At 61.3% G+C, this 17,617-nt stretch carries 17 protein-coding genes and 2 pseudogenes; 9 read left to right on the top strand and 10 right to left on the bottom strand.

Annotation, left to right across the window (positions count from 1 at the left end):
• Positions 1–193: 193 nt before the first annotated feature.
• Both EJO66_RS31350 and EJO66_RS32745 read right to left on the bottom strand, forming a co-directional pair.
• Positions 194–1,129 carry a LysR family transcriptional regulator gene (locus tag EJO66_RS31350; protein WP_125967129.1) on the bottom strand — a complete coding sequence of 312 codons (936 nt, stop codon included), beginning with the start codon at positions 1,127–1,129 and terminating at the stop codon, positions 194–196.
• Between the two features lie 33 nt (positions 1,130–1,162).
• Positions 1,163–1,396, bottom strand: coding sequence for a hypothetical protein (locus EJO66_RS32745; protein WP_164547965.1), 234 nt, complete (start codon positions 1,394–1,396; stop codon positions 1,163–1,165).
• On the opposite strand from EJO66_RS32745, the gene EJO66_RS31345 reads away from it, so the two are divergent.
• The 4 genes from EJO66_RS31345 (at position 1,389) to EJO66_RS31330 (ending at position 6,314) form a co-directional block, all read left to right on the top strand.
• Positions 1,389–2,198 (top strand): Bug family tripartite tricarboxylate transporter substrate binding protein, encoded by an 810-nt coding sequence (locus tag EJO66_RS31345; RefSeq protein WP_164547964.1) that lies wholly within the window; start codon positions 1,389–1,391, stop codon positions 2,196–2,198. The two genes, EJO66_RS32745 and EJO66_RS31345, sit on opposite strands and share 8 nt — an antisense overlap.
• 12 nt (positions 2,199–2,210) lie before the next feature.
• Positions 2,211–3,023, top strand: coding sequence for an alpha/beta fold hydrolase (locus EJO66_RS31340; RefSeq protein ID WP_124962049.1), 813 nt, complete (start codon positions 2,211–2,213; stop codon positions 3,021–3,023).
• 20 nt (positions 3,024–3,043) lie between these two features.
• Complete coding sequence (locus EJO66_RS31335) at positions 3,044–3,757, top strand: Crp/Fnr family transcriptional regulator (protein WP_125967127.1); 714 nt, start codon at positions 3,044–3,046, stop codon at positions 3,755–3,757.
• A gap of 295 nt (positions 3,758–4,052) precedes the next feature.
• Positions 4,053–6,314 (top strand): DUF6351 family protein, encoded by a 2,262-nt coding sequence (locus EJO66_RS31330; RefSeq protein WP_125967126.1) that lies wholly within the window; start codon positions 4,053–4,055, stop codon positions 6,312–6,314.
• Between the two features lie 750 nt (positions 6,315–7,064).
• Here the strand turns inward: EJO66_RS31330 and EJO66_RS31325 are convergent.
• Entirely contained in the window at positions 7,065–9,380 is a 2,316-nt protein-coding gene (locus EJO66_RS31325) for a TonB-dependent receptor (RefSeq protein WP_125967125.1), read from the bottom strand.
• A 64-nt stretch (positions 9,381–9,444) separates the two neighbouring features.
• Between EJO66_RS31325 and EJO66_RS33425 the strand changes: the two genes are divergently transcribed.
• Positions 9,445–9,774, top strand: a complete 330-nt coding sequence (locus tag EJO66_RS33425) for a DUF1016 N-terminal domain-containing protein (protein ID WP_206168911.1) — start codon at positions 9,445–9,447, stop codon at positions 9,772–9,774.
• Between the two features lie 66 nt (positions 9,775–9,840).
• Here the strand turns inward: EJO66_RS33425 and EJO66_RS33340 are convergent, their stop codons facing one another.
• The 7 genes and pseudogenes from EJO66_RS33340 to EJO66_RS31290 form a co-directional block, all read right to left on the bottom strand.
• Positions 9,841–10,050, bottom strand: a complete 210-nt coding sequence (locus tag EJO66_RS33340; protein ID WP_317617020.1) for an RES family NAD+ phosphorylase — start codon at positions 10,048–10,050, stop codon at positions 9,841–9,843.
• Between the two features lie 10 nt (positions 10,051–10,060).
• A complete protein-coding gene (locus EJO66_RS33335) occupies positions 10,061–10,357 on the bottom strand; it encodes an RES family NAD+ phosphorylase (RefSeq protein ID WP_317617021.1) in 297 nt (98 codons plus the stop codon).
• Positions 10,354–10,770, bottom strand: a complete 417-nt coding sequence (locus tag EJO66_RS31310) for a DUF2384 domain-containing protein (protein WP_124962071.1) — start codon at positions 10,768–10,770, stop codon at positions 10,354–10,356. Before EJO66_RS31310 ends, EJO66_RS33335 begins: the two co-directional genes overlap by 4 nt.
• A 364-nt stretch (positions 10,771–11,134) precedes the next feature.
• On the bottom strand, positions 11,135–11,500 hold the full coding sequence (locus EJO66_RS33275; RefSeq protein ID WP_262984537.1) for a TatD family hydrolase: 366 nt from the start codon (positions 11,498–11,500) through the stop codon (positions 11,135–11,137).
• Positions 11,493–11,810: pseudogene (locus EJO66_RS33420) on the bottom strand (TatD family hydrolase); the annotation flags it as partial. The pseudogene EJO66_RS33420 and the gene EJO66_RS33275, both read right to left, overlap by 8 nt.
• 152 nt (positions 11,811–11,962) lie before the next feature.
• Positions 11,963–12,807: pseudogene (locus tag EJO66_RS31295) on the bottom strand (nucleotidyl transferase AbiEii/AbiGii toxin family protein).
• Entirely contained in the window at positions 12,804–13,409 is a 606-nt protein-coding gene (locus EJO66_RS31290) for a type IV toxin-antitoxin system AbiEi family antitoxin domain-containing protein (RefSeq protein WP_223262497.1), read from the bottom strand. Before EJO66_RS31290 ends, EJO66_RS31295 begins: the two are co-directional and overlap by 4 nt.
• A gap of 373 nt (positions 13,410–13,782) precedes the next feature.
• Here EJO66_RS31290 and EJO66_RS31285 point away from each other — a divergent pair, with 373 nt between their 5' ends.
• From EJO66_RS31285 to EJO66_RS31270, 4 genes are all read left to right on the top strand, one after another.
• Positions 13,783–14,043, top strand: coding sequence for a helix-turn-helix domain-containing protein (locus EJO66_RS31285; RefSeq protein WP_164547962.1), 261 nt, complete (start codon positions 13,783–13,785; stop codon positions 14,041–14,043).
• A gap of 1 nt (position 14,044) precedes the next feature.
• Positions 14,045–15,385 (top strand): type II toxin-antitoxin system HipA family toxin, encoded by a 1,341-nt coding sequence (locus tag EJO66_RS31280; protein WP_124962058.1) that lies wholly within the window; start codon positions 14,045–14,047, stop codon positions 15,383–15,385.
• Positions 15,386–15,908: 523 nt separating this feature from the next.
• Positions 15,909–16,352: a tetratricopeptide repeat protein gene (locus tag EJO66_RS31275; RefSeq protein ID WP_125967124.1), complete on the top strand. Its 444-nt coding sequence runs from the start codon at positions 15,909–15,911 to the stop codon at positions 16,350–16,352.
• A 257-nt stretch (positions 16,353–16,609) separates the two neighbouring features.
• The coding region (locus EJO66_RS31270; protein WP_164547961.1) for a serine hydrolase domain-containing protein at positions 16,610–17,617 on the top strand (1,008 nt) is incomplete at its 3' end.

Raw genomic sequence — 17,617 nt, 5'->3', positions numbered from 1 at the left:
GGCAGGGTCGACAAACTGCACTCAAGGTGCAGGCGCCGCAGAACTTGGAAGAACCGCCGCCGCAACCAGCCAGCGGGAGCGATGCCTGCCCTCGGGGTGCGCCAATCTCGGCATGGGGGCGTGAGGACAGGTGCTGGATACGCCCTGGGAGGAAGCGAAGAACTCGGCGCGGGAGCTCGTTGGGGCGGGCAATTCACATCGTCGACGTCGAATCCTGCAGGAAATCGAAAAGTCTTCGCGCAGCTTCTCCGAATTGCAGTGGTGCCAGAATCCCGAGTGGCTCGATGCCGAGGTCGACGTTCGCATTCACCTGACAAAGTTGTCCACTCGCAAGCAGCGGTGCGACCAGCGAAAGTGGAAGCAGCGCCAGGAGATCCCTCTCTTGCAATAGCCAGAACAGCATTGGCAGCGCGCGCGTGGTGACCGGAAAGCCCGTCGGTTCCGCCTTGAACCGCGCAGCGATCTGTTCGAAGTGCTCCCTTGCCGCCGCGCCGGCCGGCAAGAGCAACCACTCCCAGTCGGACAAGTCTGCGACCTTGACCGAAGTCACGCGCGCAAGCGGATGAGCGTAGCGGGCCACCACCACAAAGCGATCTGGAAGCAACGGGTAGAAGGCCCAGCCCTCCGGTGACACGGCCGGCCGCCTGCACACTGCCAGGTCGACTTCGCTTCTCGCGACAGCGAGCAGCTGATCCTCCCCTTCGGCCTCATCGAGTTGCACGCGGATAGAGGGCTCTGCTTCGGCGAATCGAGGCAGAACGCGGACGAGCAGTCCATGAATGGCAGAAGAAGAAGCGAGCAGCCGAACGAACCCCGTGCTGCGTTGTTGGCGAGCAGCCACGATCTCAGCGCCTCGCGCGATTCCGAGCATCAGCTGGCGCGCGACCGGCAGCAGGTCAATGCACGCTGCGGTAGGTCGCATTCCCCTTGCATGGCGCTCGAACAGCTTCACTTCGAGCATCTGCTCCAGATGAGCCAGGGCTTGAGTCACCCCGGACTGGGTGATCCCGATCGCATTTGCTGTTCGCTGGATGCTGCCGAGCTCCGCCACTCTCAGGACGATCTGCAATTGGCGGAACTTGCCGCGCGTGAGCAAGCGATTGAGCAAGCTGAGAGCGTTCAATGCCATGGTATTAGTAACGCTGATGGCCAGGGCCAGAATTTAATTGGGATCGAGGAGCCGGTACATGGAAGATTCGAGTTCGCAGAACGGCAGGTCATAAAAAGGAGACGAGAAAATGTTGAGGCTACTCGTGGCCATCGCTTGCTTGAGCAGCATCGTAGCGACCGCGCAAACCACCGCGTGGCCAACCCACCCCATCAAAGTTGTCGTGCCAGCGCCAGCGGGCGGCCCATACGACAGGATCATGCGCCCGTTGGCGCAGAAGATGGCCACATCGCTGGGTCAACCGCTGGTCATAGACAACCGCCCGAGTGCCGGAAACATCGTCGGAACGCAATTCGGAGCTTCTGCAGCGCCTGATGGCTACACGTTGACCATGACCGGAATGCTGAACACGATTGCGCATGGGATGTACGACAAGGTTCCGTTCGATATTGCGAAGGACTTTGAGCCAGTGGGAGCCATTGGCGAAGGGGCGCAGTGGCTCATCGTCCGCTCCGATTCCGGCATCGCAAGTCTGTCGGATCTGCTCGCCAAGGCGAAGACGGCACCTGGCACGGTCGACTACGCCAGCTCGGGCGCAGGCAGCACTGGCCATCTGCTGATGGAACTGTTGCAGCGGGCGGCCAAGGTGCAGTTGACGCATGTTCCATACAAAGGAGGCGCGCCCGCTCTACAAGACGTGCTCGCCGGCGTCGTGGCGGTGATGATCATTCCTCCCAATGCCGCCCAGGCCAGTGTTCGATCCGGAAAGCTCCGCGTGATCGCTGTATCGAGTGCTCGGAGAAGCCCTGCTTGGATGGATGTCCCCACCTTCGCCGAGCTTGGGTATCCCGACCTGACCGTGAGCTCGTGGGTTGGCCTTTCCGCACCCAAAGGCACTCCTGTGGCGGTGGTCGACAAGCTGAACGCCGCGTTGAACGAGGCGCTGAACGACAAAGCGCTGCTGCAACAACTCGACGCCGAAGGTCTCACGCCTCTTAGGACCACGCCGAAGCAGTATGGCGACTTGGTGGTGAAAGACCTGAACCGCTGGAGCGCGCTGGTTCGGAGCTTGGGCCTTCGCGCCAACTGATTTTTTCAAGATATGGCGTACGCGAACTCAAACGGAAGAAAAATCTACTTCGAACTCTGCGGTTCCGGTCCTGCGGTGGTCTTTCTTCATGGGGCTGGTTCCAACGGCGCGACCTGGTGGCAGCAGCTTCCGAGCTTCAGCAAGGCTTTCACCTGCATCACGATCGACCTTCGCTGTTTTGGGCGATCCGTCGCCCCACTTGATGAGTTTGGGATGGACCAACTCATGAGCGATGTCCTGGCAGTGCTTGCTCCACTGGACATCGATCGATTTGCGATCGTCGGCCAATCATTGGGTGGCATGGTTGGCCTCCGCCTGTGCCTGGAGCATCCTGAGCGCGTTTGGGCTCTCTGCGCTTGCGACTCGACCTTGGGTGTCGATCATCCGCAGATCAACCGAATCCTCGCAGAACGTCGCCTCACTCAGAGGGCCGTGTCCATCGAGCAAAGGTCGCTGGGTCGATGGTTCTTGGCCCACTGCCCCGAGAAAGCGGTCCTGTATGCGCAGATCAACCACTTCAACCCTAGTGCGCGGGACATTGATGCGCATGACTGGGGGAATGCCCTCGCTACGCTCCTCGCACCTGAGATGCTTCTCCGCTTGTCAGAACTTCGGAAGGTCATGACGAGCACCCTTGTTGTCGTGGGGCGAGAAGATCCGATCGTTCCTGTCAGCGTGGCAGAAGAGATGCTTGACCTGCTTCCCAATGCCGAGATGGTGATTGTGGAAGACGCGGGCCATTCCGCGTACTTCGAAAAGCCAGAGGAGTTCAATGCGAAAGTGCTGTCATTTCTTGGTAAGCACGCACCCTTGCCGGCAACATAGCAATTCCCGGGGTAAGGAAGATGGTCTTACCGCATACCGAGCTGCGAGTGGCGGACGTGTTGGACCGAACCCCTTGGGTGAAGTCGCTTGCTGGATCTGCCCGCGATCGCCTCTATTCAGATGCATTCTTAGCTTCCTACCAGTCGGGGCAAACGGTGGCCCGCAGAGGTGCGCTATCCAGCTCCTGGATCGGTGTCGCAGACGGTCTCCTGAAAATTGCTGCTGTCAGCCGATCCGGAAAGATAGTGATGTTCACCGGCATCCCCAGCGGAGGCTGGATTGGGGAAGGTACGGTCCTGAAGCGCGAACTGCGCCTCTATGACATAGTGGCAGTTCGATGCAGCACCGTCGTCCACATCCCGATGCAGACGTTCGAATGGCTACACGCTCATAGCATTGAGTTCAATCACACTCTCATTGCACACCTGAACGAGCGGCTCGGTCAATACATCACCATGATGGAGGCGGGGCGTGCAAGTGACGTCGTCGCACGGACCGCAAGGTCGATTGCGACGCTCTACAACCCAGTGCTTTATCCGAACATGGACCCGCACTTGCGCCTGTCGCAGACTGAGCTCGGCGAACTGGTCGGCTTGTCTCGGCAGAGCATTAGCGCAGCGCTCAAGCAGCTCGAGGTCGAAGGTCTTCTACGCGTCGAGTATGGAGGTATCACCGTCAGCTCTGTTGAGCGCCTGCGCAACTATGAGGGTCCTGAGGACGGCGAGTGGCGCTGACCAATGTGGACGAACAGACGAGGCGGATCAGTTCCAAGCGTCTCCTGCGTTCTGGTTGCGGCTGCTGACGGCTAGACACGAGCGTTGCATCCGCGGTCGAGACGGCATCTACTACTTTGCAGGCACGTCCCCGCATCTAGGGAAATCCCCTGCGGGTTCACGGCGAGCATTGTTATCTCATAGACAGTCTTGATTGCTTCCCCTCCCTAGACTGCCTAAGGGGCATTGAGCCCCGATTGGCGGGCGGCATGCGCATGCCTCCGCAGCGGTGAAAACACAGCTCTAAGGAGACACCATGTTCAATCGATCCTTCGCCAGACTAGCCGCCGGGGCTTCGTGTGTCCTCATGGCACTTGCCGGTTGTGGTGGTGGTGGCGGGGGCAGTTCGCCACTGGTCACCATACCCCCTCCAAGTTCCGACGCCCAACCGATCTTTACGGCTTCAAGTATTCAGGTGCTTTCTTCGAAATCGGAGATGGTCACTGGCGGGAATGCCGTAGTTGATATTTCGCTTCCTGAAGGGATTGGCGCATCGCAAGTCGCTGTGACTAGCAACGGAACTGCCGTGCCGAACGCCGATCTTCAAATCTCTGAAACTGGGACGCTGCGAGGCCTCATCACGGGACTCAAGGATGGCCAGAATGAACTCCAGGCCCGGTACATTCCAACGGGGGCATTGGTTGCGTCCGTGAAGGTCAAGAATTCGCCGAGCGCTGGGCCAATCTTCAGCGGCCCCCATCAGCGTCCTTGGATCTGTGAAACGCAAGCGTCGGGGCTGGGAGCTCCACCCGCAACAGGACCGTGCCAGGTGGAGCCACGCTACGACTGGTACTACAAGAATACCTCGGGCATCTTTGTGCCGCTTCCGAGTTTGGCGCGACCGTTTCCGGCGGACCTTGCCCAAACCGCGACCATTGACAATCGCACTGTTGACTACATCGTGCGGGTTGAATCCGGCACGATCAATGAGTCGATCTATCGGATCGCGATCCTCGATGATCCAACCAATCCCACGTCAAAGCCCTGGGCTAGGGAAGGCAAGAAGCCTGGACCAGGTTGGAACGGGAAGCTGTACATGCACTTCACGGGCGGGGCGGCCCCCGCCTACCGCTCTGGATCAAATGATGTGTCTGCGCCTTGGCGTCTGAGCGACAGCATCATTAGCAACAAGGATGATCCGCTGGCTCTGGGCTTCGCCGTCGCTATCGCCACTCGTTTCACCTTCGGTACCGGCCAGAACGACGTAGTTTCCGCCGAGTCGGCAGCCATGATGAAGGAGCACTTCATTGAGACTTACGGTCTGCCGAAGTTCACCATCGGCCTTGGCCCATCAGGCGCATCGATGCAGTTGCACCTGATCGCTCAGAACTATCCGGGAATCTTCGACGGCATCATTCCCGACCGGAGCTTCCCCGACAATTTCTCAATTCTGGGAGACGTCGTGGATTGCGCGTTACTCCAGAATTACTACACGACAAAAACGACGGCAACCTGGGATGTGAGTAAGCGCGCGGCGGTAGACGGACACGGCAAGACTGCGATGCAGACTGCATGCACGACGTGGTTGACTTACTCGACCCAATGGCAAGATCCGGCGAAAGGTTTTAGCGCCGTTGTTCCTGCATCCATTCGATACAACGCGACTACAAACCCAACTGGACTGCGTGGTGACATATGGACGTCGAACATCAATTCGTTCGGTACCGACCCGGCAACGGGCTTTGCGCGTAACGGATTTGACAACGTTGGGATCCAGTATGGTCTTCAAGCGCTGAATGCAGGTCAGATCACGACGGAAGAGTTCCTTGACTTGAACGAGAAGGTCGGTGGTCTCGACATCGACGGCAAGTATGTAGCGACACGCTCCTCTGGCAACCTGACAGCCATCGAAAATGCCTATCGCACAGGTCGCATGAACAGTTCGTCCAACTTGACCCTGCCTATCATCAACTATCGTTCCTATATTGACGACAAAGCCGACGTTCACTCGTTCCACCGTACCTTTGCAACGATGGAGCGGCTGATCAAGGCAAATGGCACACGTGACAACATGGCTGTTTGGGTGATTCCCGGAACCGGGACTGCCAACAACCCGAATCTGATCCGACTGGGTGTGACGACGATGAATGAGTGGCTGGAGAAAATCGCAGCTGACAAATCGCCCACGCCCTACGCGAAGAAGGTTATCGCCAACCGCCCCGACTCGGCCACAGATGCATGCTGGGACACGAACGGACGGCGCATCAATGAACCGTGGACAACTGCAGGAGCTCTCGGCCGCCAGACGACGTGCGCACAACTCTACCCGGTCAATGGAGACGTCCGTCTGGCGGCCGGTGGTCCACGCACTGGCGACATCCTCAAGTGTCAGCTGAAGCCAGTTAACGCGGCTGAGTACCGCGTGAGCTTCACACCGGTGGAGTTGGATCGCCTCAACGCAATCTTCCCCTCCGGCGTTTGTGATTGGAGCAAGCCAGGCCTGAATCAGGTTAAACCTGACGCCGACTGGCTTGTTTTTGGAGAGGTCCCAGGAACTTGGTCAGGTCTTGCTCAGTAGATCGTTGGCAGGGCATCAAGCTTCAGAGCGGGCGAGGCCCACTCTGCTTTCTGTATTAGCGCCATATTCGGCACTTGCCGGCTGGCGCTATCCGATCGAAGCGAATCCCCACGGAAGTGACCTCGCTTCCGGATCAATTCCGTGTTGCGGTTATCACAAAAGGAGATCGGTCCATCTGGCTGGTATTTCGCGCCAGATCGCTCTACACGAATCGAAGATGCAGGTCTTCCGAACGTCCGCTACAGCAGCGTCGACGTATTGGACGTGGATGGTCTGAGACTCTATCTTCGCGAGCATAACTAGCGAGGCCCGGTCCTAGGCACACATGCGCGAGTGGAAGCAGCCATGGTCGCATGTTGCTCAATCCTAGTAGAGCGTCATGCGCTCAAGCCAATTCAGGCCTGGCAGACCACCGGGTGCAATTGCCACAATGGGCCCGCCTTGCTCACTTGTGCGGGTACTTCATGGCCGACGATTCCGGATAACTCTTCTTATCAAGATAGCAAGTTCATCCGGCTGAACTGGTGAGGCATGCACGGTAACGGGGCAGGGGCCGGAAATGGCGATTTTTTGAACGCTTCGCAGTTGGCGGCTACGGAGGAACGCCAGGTTCACATGGTGCACGGCATCTCCAGGCCAGTGCACAGTGCTTTCATCTTGTCCCCCGTCTCGTGCCGACGAGCTCGCACGCGTCTGCGGCGGCTTGAGCTGGCCGCCACGCGGCTGCCGCGCTGCCCACGCCAAGAACGGTCAGTAGTCCAGCCGAACTGTCAGTCCCAGAGTGCGCGGCGTTCCGACCGATGCCACGTAGGCCCCGTTGGCGGTGGAAGCCACGGTCGGGAAGTACTTCTTGTTGAGCGCGTTGCGCAACCAGAGCGAAATGCTCCAGGTTTCATTGCCCCGTGCCACCTTCCAGCCGGTGGCGATATTCAGCAGCCCATAGGCTGCGATGCGCGAGTGGATCGAGCCGTCGAGCGTGCCGTCCTGTGCGGACCGCCACGCGTACGCCGCTGAAACGAAGTGCTGGGTGGTGGGGCTCACGGACCTGCGGTATTCGGCGCCCACGTTGAATGTCCAACGCGGCGTCCCGGCAACCTGCCGTCCGGTCAGGCTGCAGCGCCCCTGCGGTACGAACGCGCGTTCTGACGGACAAGGCGCGTCCTCATAGCGTCGATAGCGTGCATCGTTGAAGGCGGCGTTGGCCCACACGGTCAGCCCGCGCGCCGGTCGCGCAGTGGCATCCAGCTCCAGTCCCCGGCTACGGAGATCGCCCGCATTCGTGAGGATCTCGACGTAGTTGCCCGCGCCTGCGCCGGCGGGCACGAACATCGACGTCTGGTAGCCGCGGACGCCCGCCAGGAAGGCGTTCAGGTTGAGTGTCAGCCGGTCATCCCACAAGCTGCTCTTGACGCCGACGTCGAGGCTGTCGACACGTTCGGGTCCGATGATCAGCGACGAGGCGCCGAGCGGGCCGGGAGCAGCCCCCGGCCCCGCCAGATTGATCCCACCCGACCGCTCGCCGTGCGAAAAGCTCGCGTAGCCGATCGTGTCCTCATCCAGCCGGTAGCTCGCACCCAGGAGCGCCGACGGGCTGGTTTTTCGGATGGCCAGCGGACCTGTGTCATAGGCACCAAGCACGATCGGACGATTGCGCAGGAATGCGGTGGCAGCGGCACCACCGGTCGAGTCGCCGCGATGGGTGCGCCCGTCCTTTCGCTCCTGCGTGATGCGCAGGCCGGCCGTGAGGTCGAGCCTGGACGTGGCGTGCCACGTGGCCTGGGAGAAGAGCGCGAAGCTCTCCGTGTCGAGCGCGCCGAAGCTCACGGTGCTCGCGTTGGCGAGCACCGGCAAGGACGTTCCCTGCAGAACGATGTCCGCCCGCGGACCGAACACGGTGAATATCTCGTTGCGCATGCGCTGGCGCATGTAGAACGCGCCCACCACATAGTCGACCACACCGCCGGTGGGCCCGGCGTAGCGCAGCTCCTGCGAGAACTGCTGCTGGCGCACGCGGGAGCCGCCGTCGATCAGCACGGGGATATTGAGGTTGTCATTGGTCGTCGGCACGAACTTCCATGAGCGGCCGGCGGTGATGGACGTGACGGTGGCGCCGGACCCGAGCTTCCAGCTCGCTTCGGCCGACACGCCACCCTGGTCGAGATCGACCCGCTCTACGCCGTCGGTGTTGACCGCATAGCGCCGCGGGTCGGTGACGATGCCGGTGGCGCCGCCGGCCCGTGCGCGGGCTGCCGCCGGTCCGCTTCCCAGCGAGTAGATGACGCGGGTGCCGTACGTGGAGCGCTCGCGGTGCGCATCTGCGATCAGGCGCAGGCTGAAGGCGTCGCCACGGCGCAGCAGCCACTGGCCGCGAATGCCGGATCGATTGCCCCCGTTGACGCTGCCGCCGTCGTAGAAGTTCTCGATGTTGCCGCGTTCATGGGTGCCGTACACCAGCAGCCGGCCCGCCGTCTCTTCCGACAAGGCGCCCGAGAAGATGGCTTGCCCCTGCGCAAGGCCGCGCTGTCCGATCGAGAGTTGCAGGCTGCGCTCGGTCTCGCGGCTCGGCGGCCGCGTGTGCAACGCCAGCACGCCAGCGGTCGTGTTCTTGCCGAATAGCGTCCCTTGCGGCCCGCGCAGCAGGTCCACGCGCTCGATGTCGAGCAGGTCGAATGTCGCCATGCCGGCGCGGCCCAGGTAGACGTTGTCGAGGTAGATGCCCGTGCTGCCCTCGAGCCCGTCGTTCGATGGATTTCTTCCAACGCCGCGCACCGCGATGGCCGATTGCCGCGGATCGCCGAAAGTGATGCTGGTACTCGGCAACCATTGCTGCAGGTCTTCGAGCCGCCAGCTTTGCTGCGTCTCCAGGGCCTCGCCATCGATCGAGGTCAGGGGGATCGGCACTTGCTGGGCGGCTTCCGAACGGCCTCTGGCATTCACGGTGACGGCCGGGAGCGTTTCGCCATCGCCCGAAGGCGCCAGCTGTGCATGGGCGGCCACGGCGAACCCGAAGGTGAGAGCGCTGACAACGAGCGAAAGGGGGAGGAGATCGCATCGGCGGAGGAACATTCGCCGACTCTAATTGACGCTGGCGGGGCGGATGCGAGGTCTGACGTAGCCGAGCGTATTTCTCCTGCGGGGACAAAACTCTCCTGACACCTGTGGTCTCTACGAGGCCTATGTCGGGGCGGGCGAGAAAGTCTCGGCACTGCTGAGACAAATCCCCTGGACGCACCATCTCATCATCCTTGGCCAGAGCAAGCGGCCCGAGGAGCGCGAGTTCTATCTGGAGATCGTCGCTCAGCAGAAGTGGTCCAGCCGGCAGCTCGAGCGGCAATTCAAGCTCGCGCTGTTCGAGCGGGCAATGGCAAGGCCTGATGGCGCGTCTGTTCTTCTTGGCGGTACTGGCCGTCCCAATCTCCATACAGCGGAACAGGCCCGGGCGACGGCTGCTTTCTCTTAGACCGCTTGGACCCAAGGTCGAGGCTGCGTCGTCTCAAGACGGCCGCCGCCGATCGCCGCGTATGGGTCACCTCCAGGACGACTGGTCCTTTGGAAGTTCACCTTTCGGGTCATGGACTGCCAGCTGATCCCCGGGCTGCAACATGCCATTGAAAACGACCAGGTTGGATCCCCCCGGTTGGGCCATGGAGGGGAACAGTATCCCTTTTGCGCCGGCAGCCTGAACCATGTCGGAAAGCACCCACGTGGGTGGCTCGATCTTGTCGTTGAAGACCATGCGTCTCCAGTCACAGCTGAACTTCCCAGAGCGGATCCCAATTGGAGTTATAGCCTCCGGAGAAGTCGACGATCTGGGAGAGTTCCACCTGATAGCTTGCGATCGTGCCCGGCGGTAGCAGGGGGCTGGTTTGCTGGTACTCCGCCAAGGCTGTCTCCGTCTCGAGTGAGAGGTACAAAGCATCAACGCCCTTGCGGTTCAGGCGACCGCCCTGACTCGCCGCGCCTGCGCCACTCGTGGGGAGATGCGCCCATTTTGGGCTGTGCACCCGATACAGCGCCGCCAGAGGGAAGGGGCGCAGAATCATCCCGTGAATCCGGCCTGATATGACTCCAGGAGGCCAACCACATCATCACTTCGGCCCTCCGCCACCAGCGTCTCTGCAGTCTTGTACTCGAACGGCGCCAGGGGCTCGTTCTTGTACCAAAAAATGGCACGCTGGACATCTCCTCCCGTGATCGCAAGCGCAGCGGCAAGAACACGGATGTTTAGGCGGATGTGTTGCTGAACGCTCGCCGCGCCAGGGGCCCGGGCGACCGTGTTGCGGTGAACATGGGCCAATCGAGCGAAGGTGCCCACGTCCAGCCCCATCATTTCGATGAACCTGGTCGGGGAGAGGATCGCGCGACCGTCCACGTCTTCGCGGAGCTGCTCGGTGATATCGAATGCCCGGGGCAGACCCAAAGATGGCTGTGGGTTGGGAATTGTTGCTGAGAGCATAATTTGCACCTTTTTTGCACCTTTTTCGCATCACCCCATGCGTCATGGCAAGTCCGGCGCCTTTCCTGATGGGCCGAGGCGCCAAAAAGCGCTGCGAGACGAACCCCTTTCGTGGACGCATTGCGGGGCCATGTCGGTTACCCATTCAAGGCCTCCGACGGTTGGCCGGGGGACGACGCCTACATCACCCAGATTTGGGCCTATGTTGAAGGTCTGGCAATTTCGTAGCGCCGATTTGGAACGTCGAGCTCGATCTCAAATCTGGAACGCGGGGCTATGCCAATCTGCTCCGCCGCTGCCGCGAGCCGGCGGATCTGCTGATTGGCTTCCACCTGGACCCCGGCGGCCACCCAAAGTGCCCCACTTATGGCCACCCGAACTGCTCCACCCTGGCCCTGGTGATATGACGCATTGAACACGGTGCGTCGGGCGCCGCGAAGCCCGACAGCGCTTGGCCGCGTTGGAGATCTGTGACCCAGCCCGTGATGCCGATGTCGAGCCCCATCGCGAGAAAGGCTTCAGCTTCCACGCGGTTGCCGGTGAAACAGTGCACGACGCCGCGCGCTCCGTCGGCAATCACAGGGGCAAGCATGTCGTGGAAATCGGTGAAGGCGTCGCGGCAATGAAGAAAAAGCGGCTTGCCAGTCTCTACTGCCGCTGATAGCTGCTGCTCGAACGCCATGCGCTGCGCCTGGGGAGTCGAAAAAGTTGCGGTTGTAGTCAAGACCACACTCTCCAACCGCCACGACCTCCAGGCATGCCCAGAGTTCGGTCAGCTCGCGGAAGGTGCTTGGGTCGTACGACTTTGCGCCGTGGGGGTGCACTCCCGCAGTCGCGAAGACGGTGCCCGGGTTGGCCCTTGCAAGCTCAAAGGCCAGACGACTGGAAGCCACCGATGTGCCTGTCGCGAGGATCTGGCTCACGTTGGCCGCCCGTGCACGCATCAACAATTGATCAGTCAGCGACACCAACTGCGCCGAGTGGAAGTTGACGCCGATGTCAACCAATTGCGCTCGTTCAAATCTTGTTCCTGTGCTCATGCGCCGATCGTATGAGGTGCTACTGATCGTCCATCTGCGCTCAGGTGCGGGACTGTGCTTGAGTGCCGCCGCAGCAGGCACCCCCTGGACGTCTTCATCGGCAATCCCGTACAGGTTCGTTCCACCACCAGCACTCGCGAAGGCAGTGCAATTCAGAAGGCCCCGAGTTTCTGGAACTCGCCGCGCAACAGCGCGACGACCTGGGCGAGGTCCAGGGCCTCAAGTCGGTTCTTTTTCAGGAAGGCCGCCCACTGTCGTTGCTTCTCAGCATCCTGTACGAATGCATCGCTCAAGCCCGAGGGGAGGGCGCTGGGCATCGCGAGTTTCCGGCGATCAAACGTGGCCTCGACTGCGCGGCGCAGTTCGGCGGCTTCCAAGGCATCCTCGGCAAGCAGTACCCAGAGATCGAAGTAGTCCTTCATGCGGGTATTGGCCATGCCGAGCAGGCACACCGCATGAAACTTCTCGGCCACCACCGTGTATTTCGGATAGGAGCGCAGTTGCGGGGCGGGCAGGTCTTCGAGCAGCACCGGGTAGCTGACCGCCTCCGGCGCCGGCGTGACCGCGTCGCCAAAACCGATGTCCACCTGCAGCGCGATGCGCGCACCATCCAGCTTCGCCCGCAGGTCGATCCGCACACCGCCGTAGCCCGCCTCCTTGCGGATCACCGAGCCGTTGACCGAGGCAGGATCGAATGCGATGCCATCCTCCACCTCGATCTGGCAGATCTCGCGGAAGGCCGCCACGGCAGTGTCGAGATGTCTGGACCGAAGCCCAGCAGGTCCGCATCCCGCGTCGGCCGATGTGGTTGGTCGTACCACAGCGAAAACAGCAGTGCGCCCTTCAGCAGGTAGTTGGCGGCATGCGGCGATACCGACAGACGGTACAGGAGCCGCTCCAACCCATAGTGAGTCAGCGTCAGGTTGAAGTCCTGCTTCGTGGCATCGGCGCGCTGCTTCAGGCGGGCGCGGATGGAAGCGGCCAGGTTGCGGCTCATGCGGTGACGCTTTCCAGATAGGGCCGCATGACATTGGCAACGCGATCCACCGTGGCGTAGTGCCAGAGCGCATCCATGGTCAGCTTGCGCTGTGTCCAGCCATCGCGCAGCGCTTCCAGCGCCACGTCCAGCCCGATCTTGTTGCGGTACTTGAAACAGTCGGCCACCGTCTTGGCCGCGTTGAACACTGGGACTTTCACGCCGTCGATCTCGACCGGCTCGATGCCCTCGGTCAGAGCGGCGCCCGACATGCGCACCACGCGCAGGGCAGGCTGGTCCAGCCGGGGTGTGGGCGAGTGATGGGGGATCGCCATCCACACCTCGAAGGGCGCTTGCGTGCCGATGCCATGGACGCGTAGCGCCGACAGCAGGCACACCACGCCACGCGGCACGCGCAGGGCTACCTCGGCCAGAGACCGGTGCTCGCTGAGCGGGCGCCCTGGCAGGCTGTAGACGCCGCGGGCGATGCGCTCAAGCTTGCCGGCTGCAACAAGCCGGCTGAGCACCACGGTCGGAAGGCCCTGCTCAGCCAGATCTCGCGCGCGCAGCAGTGGCCGACGTCCGGCGAACGCGAGGACGGCTTGTTCGAGCGTGGAGTCCAAGCCCATCCCTGAAGTATGTTGCAATAATTAGTCATTTGTCAATAAACGACTAGCTAACGCAATGCCATTGCAGGCTACCTGGCGTCCATGGAATCCCCTGTGATGCCCCGCTGTAACATGCATTACGCCCTGTTACGCCCTTGCAGGATTTAGCTCCAGTTGCCAGAAATTTCGGCAGGTAAAACCCAAGCAGAAATTGGTGAGTCCACAGGAGGCCGGAAGATGAAGCGTCCGAATTGGCCGTTAAGCCGCTTAGATGAAGCTTGACAGCGGGCGCTGGGGCGCAGCCAGAGCCGCGTAGTTGAATTTCAGGTATTTGACGAATATCTGTTTTTCAGCTATCTTGCGCTTATCTGAATCCCGGGTACTCGCCATGCCGCCGACGTCACATCCGCTGGTCACTACAGGCCAACTCGGCTCGATGCTGCAGGCTGCGCGCAAGGCGCAAGGGCTGACACAGTCGGCACTGGCTGCCCGTATCGGCTTAAGCCAGTCGCGTGTCTCTCATCTGGAACTCAACGCCCACGAACTGAGCGTGGAGCAACTCCTTGCATGGTGCGCAGCGCTGGGCCTGGAGTTGGCCTTGGGGGCGCGGGGCAAGGCGGCGGTGTCGACGGCGACCACGGATTGGTGACATGGGACGTCGATCACACAGCCGCAGCCTGTCCATCTGGACCAATGGTGTTCGCGTCGGCCGATGGACGATCCCTGCTCGCGGAGAGATGGAGCTGCAGTACGACGCGGATTGGCTTGCTGTCGATATGGGCCGACCGCTGTCCTTGTCGCTGCCGTTCAATCTGCAGAACCTGCCTGTCAAGGGCGAGAAGGTCGCCAACTACTTCGACAACCTGCTGCCGGACAGCGACGCGATCCGTCGCCGCGTGGCCGAGCGCTTCAGGACGGGTTCGACAGAGCCGTTCGACTTGCTGAAGGCCATCGGACGCGATTGCGTGGGTGCCGTCCAGATCCTGGATGAGGAGGAGGTGCCCACGGACTTTGATCGCATCGAGGGCGTGCCCCTATCTGAAGAGGATATCGAGCGGCACCTGATCGAGACCGTTTCGCCGCAGGCCTTCGCTGCGGGTCGAAACCCTGATGCTGACTTCCGCATCTCACTGGCCGGTGCACAGGAGAAGACGGCCTTCCTGTGGTGGGATGGGCAATGGCTGGCGCCGCGTGGCGCCACGCCGACGAGCCACATCTTCAAGCTTCCGCTCGGCCTGATGGGGGGGCGGCGGGCGGACTTCAGCACGTCCGTCGACAACGAATGGCTGTGCTTGCGGCTGCTGAAGGCCTACGGATTGCCCGTGGCTGACGCCCGCATCGCGACCTTCGGCCGACAGCGTGTGCTGGTGGTGGAGCGTTTCGACCGGCGAGCCGCACCCAATGGGCAGTGGCTCATGCGTCTGCCGCAGGAAGACTTTTGCCAGGTCGAGGGCTGCTCGCCATTACTCAAGTACGAGAACGAGGGTGGTCCAGGGCTCAAGGCCCTGTTCGGCACGCTGCGGCAATCGGTGAATGCCGAGGCCGACATGAAGGCGCTGATGGCGGCGCAGGTGCTGTTCTGGTTGCTGCGAGCGCCCGACGGCCATGCCAAGAACTTCAGCATTCAGCTTCTGCCACGCGGCCGTTTTCAGTTGACCCCGCTGTATGACGTGATGTCGGTCTACCCGGTGTTGGGCGATGGCCCCAACCAGTGGTCGCCGTATGAAATCAAGTTGGCGATGGCCTTGCTCGGCAAGAACCGGCACTACGAGGTGCACGGGATCCAGCGCAGACACTTCAACAGCACCGCGCAGAAAGTTGGCTACGCATCGACCGTCGAGCCGATCATCGAAGAACTCCTGGCTCGTACGCCAGCGGCCATTGCCGAAGTGCAAGCCGAATTGCCACAGGACTTCTCACCGCGTGTCCGCGATGCCATCCTGGGCGGGCTTGAGCAGGCGGCCAGAACACTCGGTGGGATGCCACCGTAAGCAGGCGAAGAGCAGGGCGTTCCAGGGCAAGTTCGAGCGCGCTAAGATGCAATCTGATCGACGATAAGGCCGAAAGTGTCGACGCCGCGCAAATCGCTCCATAACCCGCGCCAGCATTAAGCGAGCTTTTTTGACGGTAAATGCCGACGGTAAAACTTACGACGATCATCGCAAATCCCTTTAACCACGCGGGCTTGCGAGACCTGTTGATGATCGAATGGGAGTGATCTCAAGGTCCCCACCGGCCAAGGCGCGCGCCTCGGGACAGGCAGGACGTTACTTTCCACCCCCTCTGAGCGAGGGGAACAACGGAGTGAACGTCTTGAAGCCACATCTGCAAACCACCATTTGGACGCTGCTCGAGAGCGGCGCCACCCAGCGCTTCGCACTGGTTCGTTTGAGCAGGTGCGCATGCCAATCGAATGGTTTGACCAATGGCTTCGCGATGCGACTGGCGAGAACCTAGCCGGCTGACCGGCTGTAAGCGGCCAGAACCGAGCGTTCACCCCGACCTTGCAAATTCATGACAGAACTACCCGCTGACCTCCACGAGCAGATAAAGCGCCGTTGCGCCGATGGCGATGGACTCGCAGATCGCGGGCTTCATGAACAGGCGATCGCGACTTACAACGAGGCTTGGAAGCTCGTGCCGGAACCACAAACAGAGTGGGAGGCAAGCACGTGGGTGCTCGCTGCCATCGGCGATGCTGCGTTCCTGGGTGGGTTCTACAGTTCCGGCGTTGAGGCGCTTCAGTTTGCGTTGCACTGCCCCGGCGGCGCGATGAACCCATTTGTACAGTTACGGCTCGGTCAATGCGAGCTTGAGCGCGACAACATCGACAAGGCAGCAGAGCATCTTGCGAGGGCATACATGCTTGAGGGAAAAGAAATCTTCTCGCGCGAACGCCCAAAGTATTTTGACTTTCTGAAGACACGCCTCAAACCACCGGCCTCTGGTCAGTGGTGACGGCACTCGGCCGAGGCTGTGTGAAAACGCGCTGTGCTGCTGGTCATCTCGGAAGTTGACCTCTCAGATCGAGCCAGGATCGACGATCGAAGGGAAAGGAAGAGTTTCAGTACCCCCGAAAACACGCTGGTCACGAGTTTTCACACAGCCTCGGCCAGAAGCAGACGTTCAAACTTGGCAACCCCCGCGCCCTGGCTAGACAGTAGACAATTTCGGCGGACTCGCGCGGCCCCTAGATGGAGTAGAGAGACTTGCGCATGAGACGGATCGTCCTCGCCATGTTCTTCGGCGTCTGCTGCGCTTCTGCAGGATCGGCCGCGGCTGCGACCGAATCCTGCGGCACGCCACTATTAGGCCAAGACGGTTGGAGTATTGAGCAAAATCCGCTTCATGGCGGATTCAACCCCGACCTGCTTTGTGATGCGATGCGGACGTTCGTTGGAAGCCCGCGCAATCGGCACGGCCTCGTGGTCGAGCGTCACGGCAAGCTGGTCGTCGATGCCTATCGAGCCGGACCGGACCGGTCTACCTACGCCGTCTGGGCAAGCCGGACCAAGTTCGACAAGGACCAACTCCATGATGTCCGTTCCATCACTAAATCAGTGGTGGCGATGCTCTGGGGCATTACCGAGAGCGGTCGCGTCGCTCCTCCGCTCACCACTCCCGTCCTTGACCTATTGCCTGGTCTGAACGATCTGCGCAGTGGCGGGCGCGAGCGCATCACTGTGGCAGACATGCTTTGCATGCGCAGTGGCCTGGCGTGGGATGAGGCCGGCGGCTACGGCCGCTGGACGAACGATGAGAAGGGTCTTCTCTGGCGGGGTGACCGCGCCCGCTACGTGTTCGAGAGGCCGCTCGCAGCGCCTCCTGGAGCGCTGTTCAACTACAACGGCGGACTTTCCACGGTCCTGGGACAGCTGCTGGAGGAGCAAACCGGCTCAAGTTTGAAAGCCTATGCAGGTCAATGGCTGTTCAGGCCGCTTGGCATCACGGAATGGGAATGGGTAGGTGACCTGCGTGGCCGCACACGGGCATTCACGGGACTGCGGTTGCGCCCGCGTGACCTCGCGCGGCTCGGCCGACTCATGCTCCAAGGGGGCGAGTGGGAGGGCCGGCAAGTTGTTCCACAGGCCTGGGTTCAGACGCTGCTTTCTCCTTGCGCTGCGGACGGCGAGGAGTTCGGCCACCACTGGTGGTCCGGGAATGTGTTCGTCCGCGGCAAAGAGGTTCGCTGGCATGCGGCGTTCGGCAACGGTGGCCAGCGC

Origin of the sequence: Variovorax beijingensis (assembly GCF_003951285.1) — a bacterium.
GTDB classification, from domain to species: Bacteria; Pseudomonadota; Gammaproteobacteria; order Burkholderiales; family Burkholderiaceae_C; genus Variovorax; species Variovorax beijingensis.
Note: the sequence above shows the minus strand (reverse complement) of the source record. Positions and strands in the feature narration are given on the sequence as shown.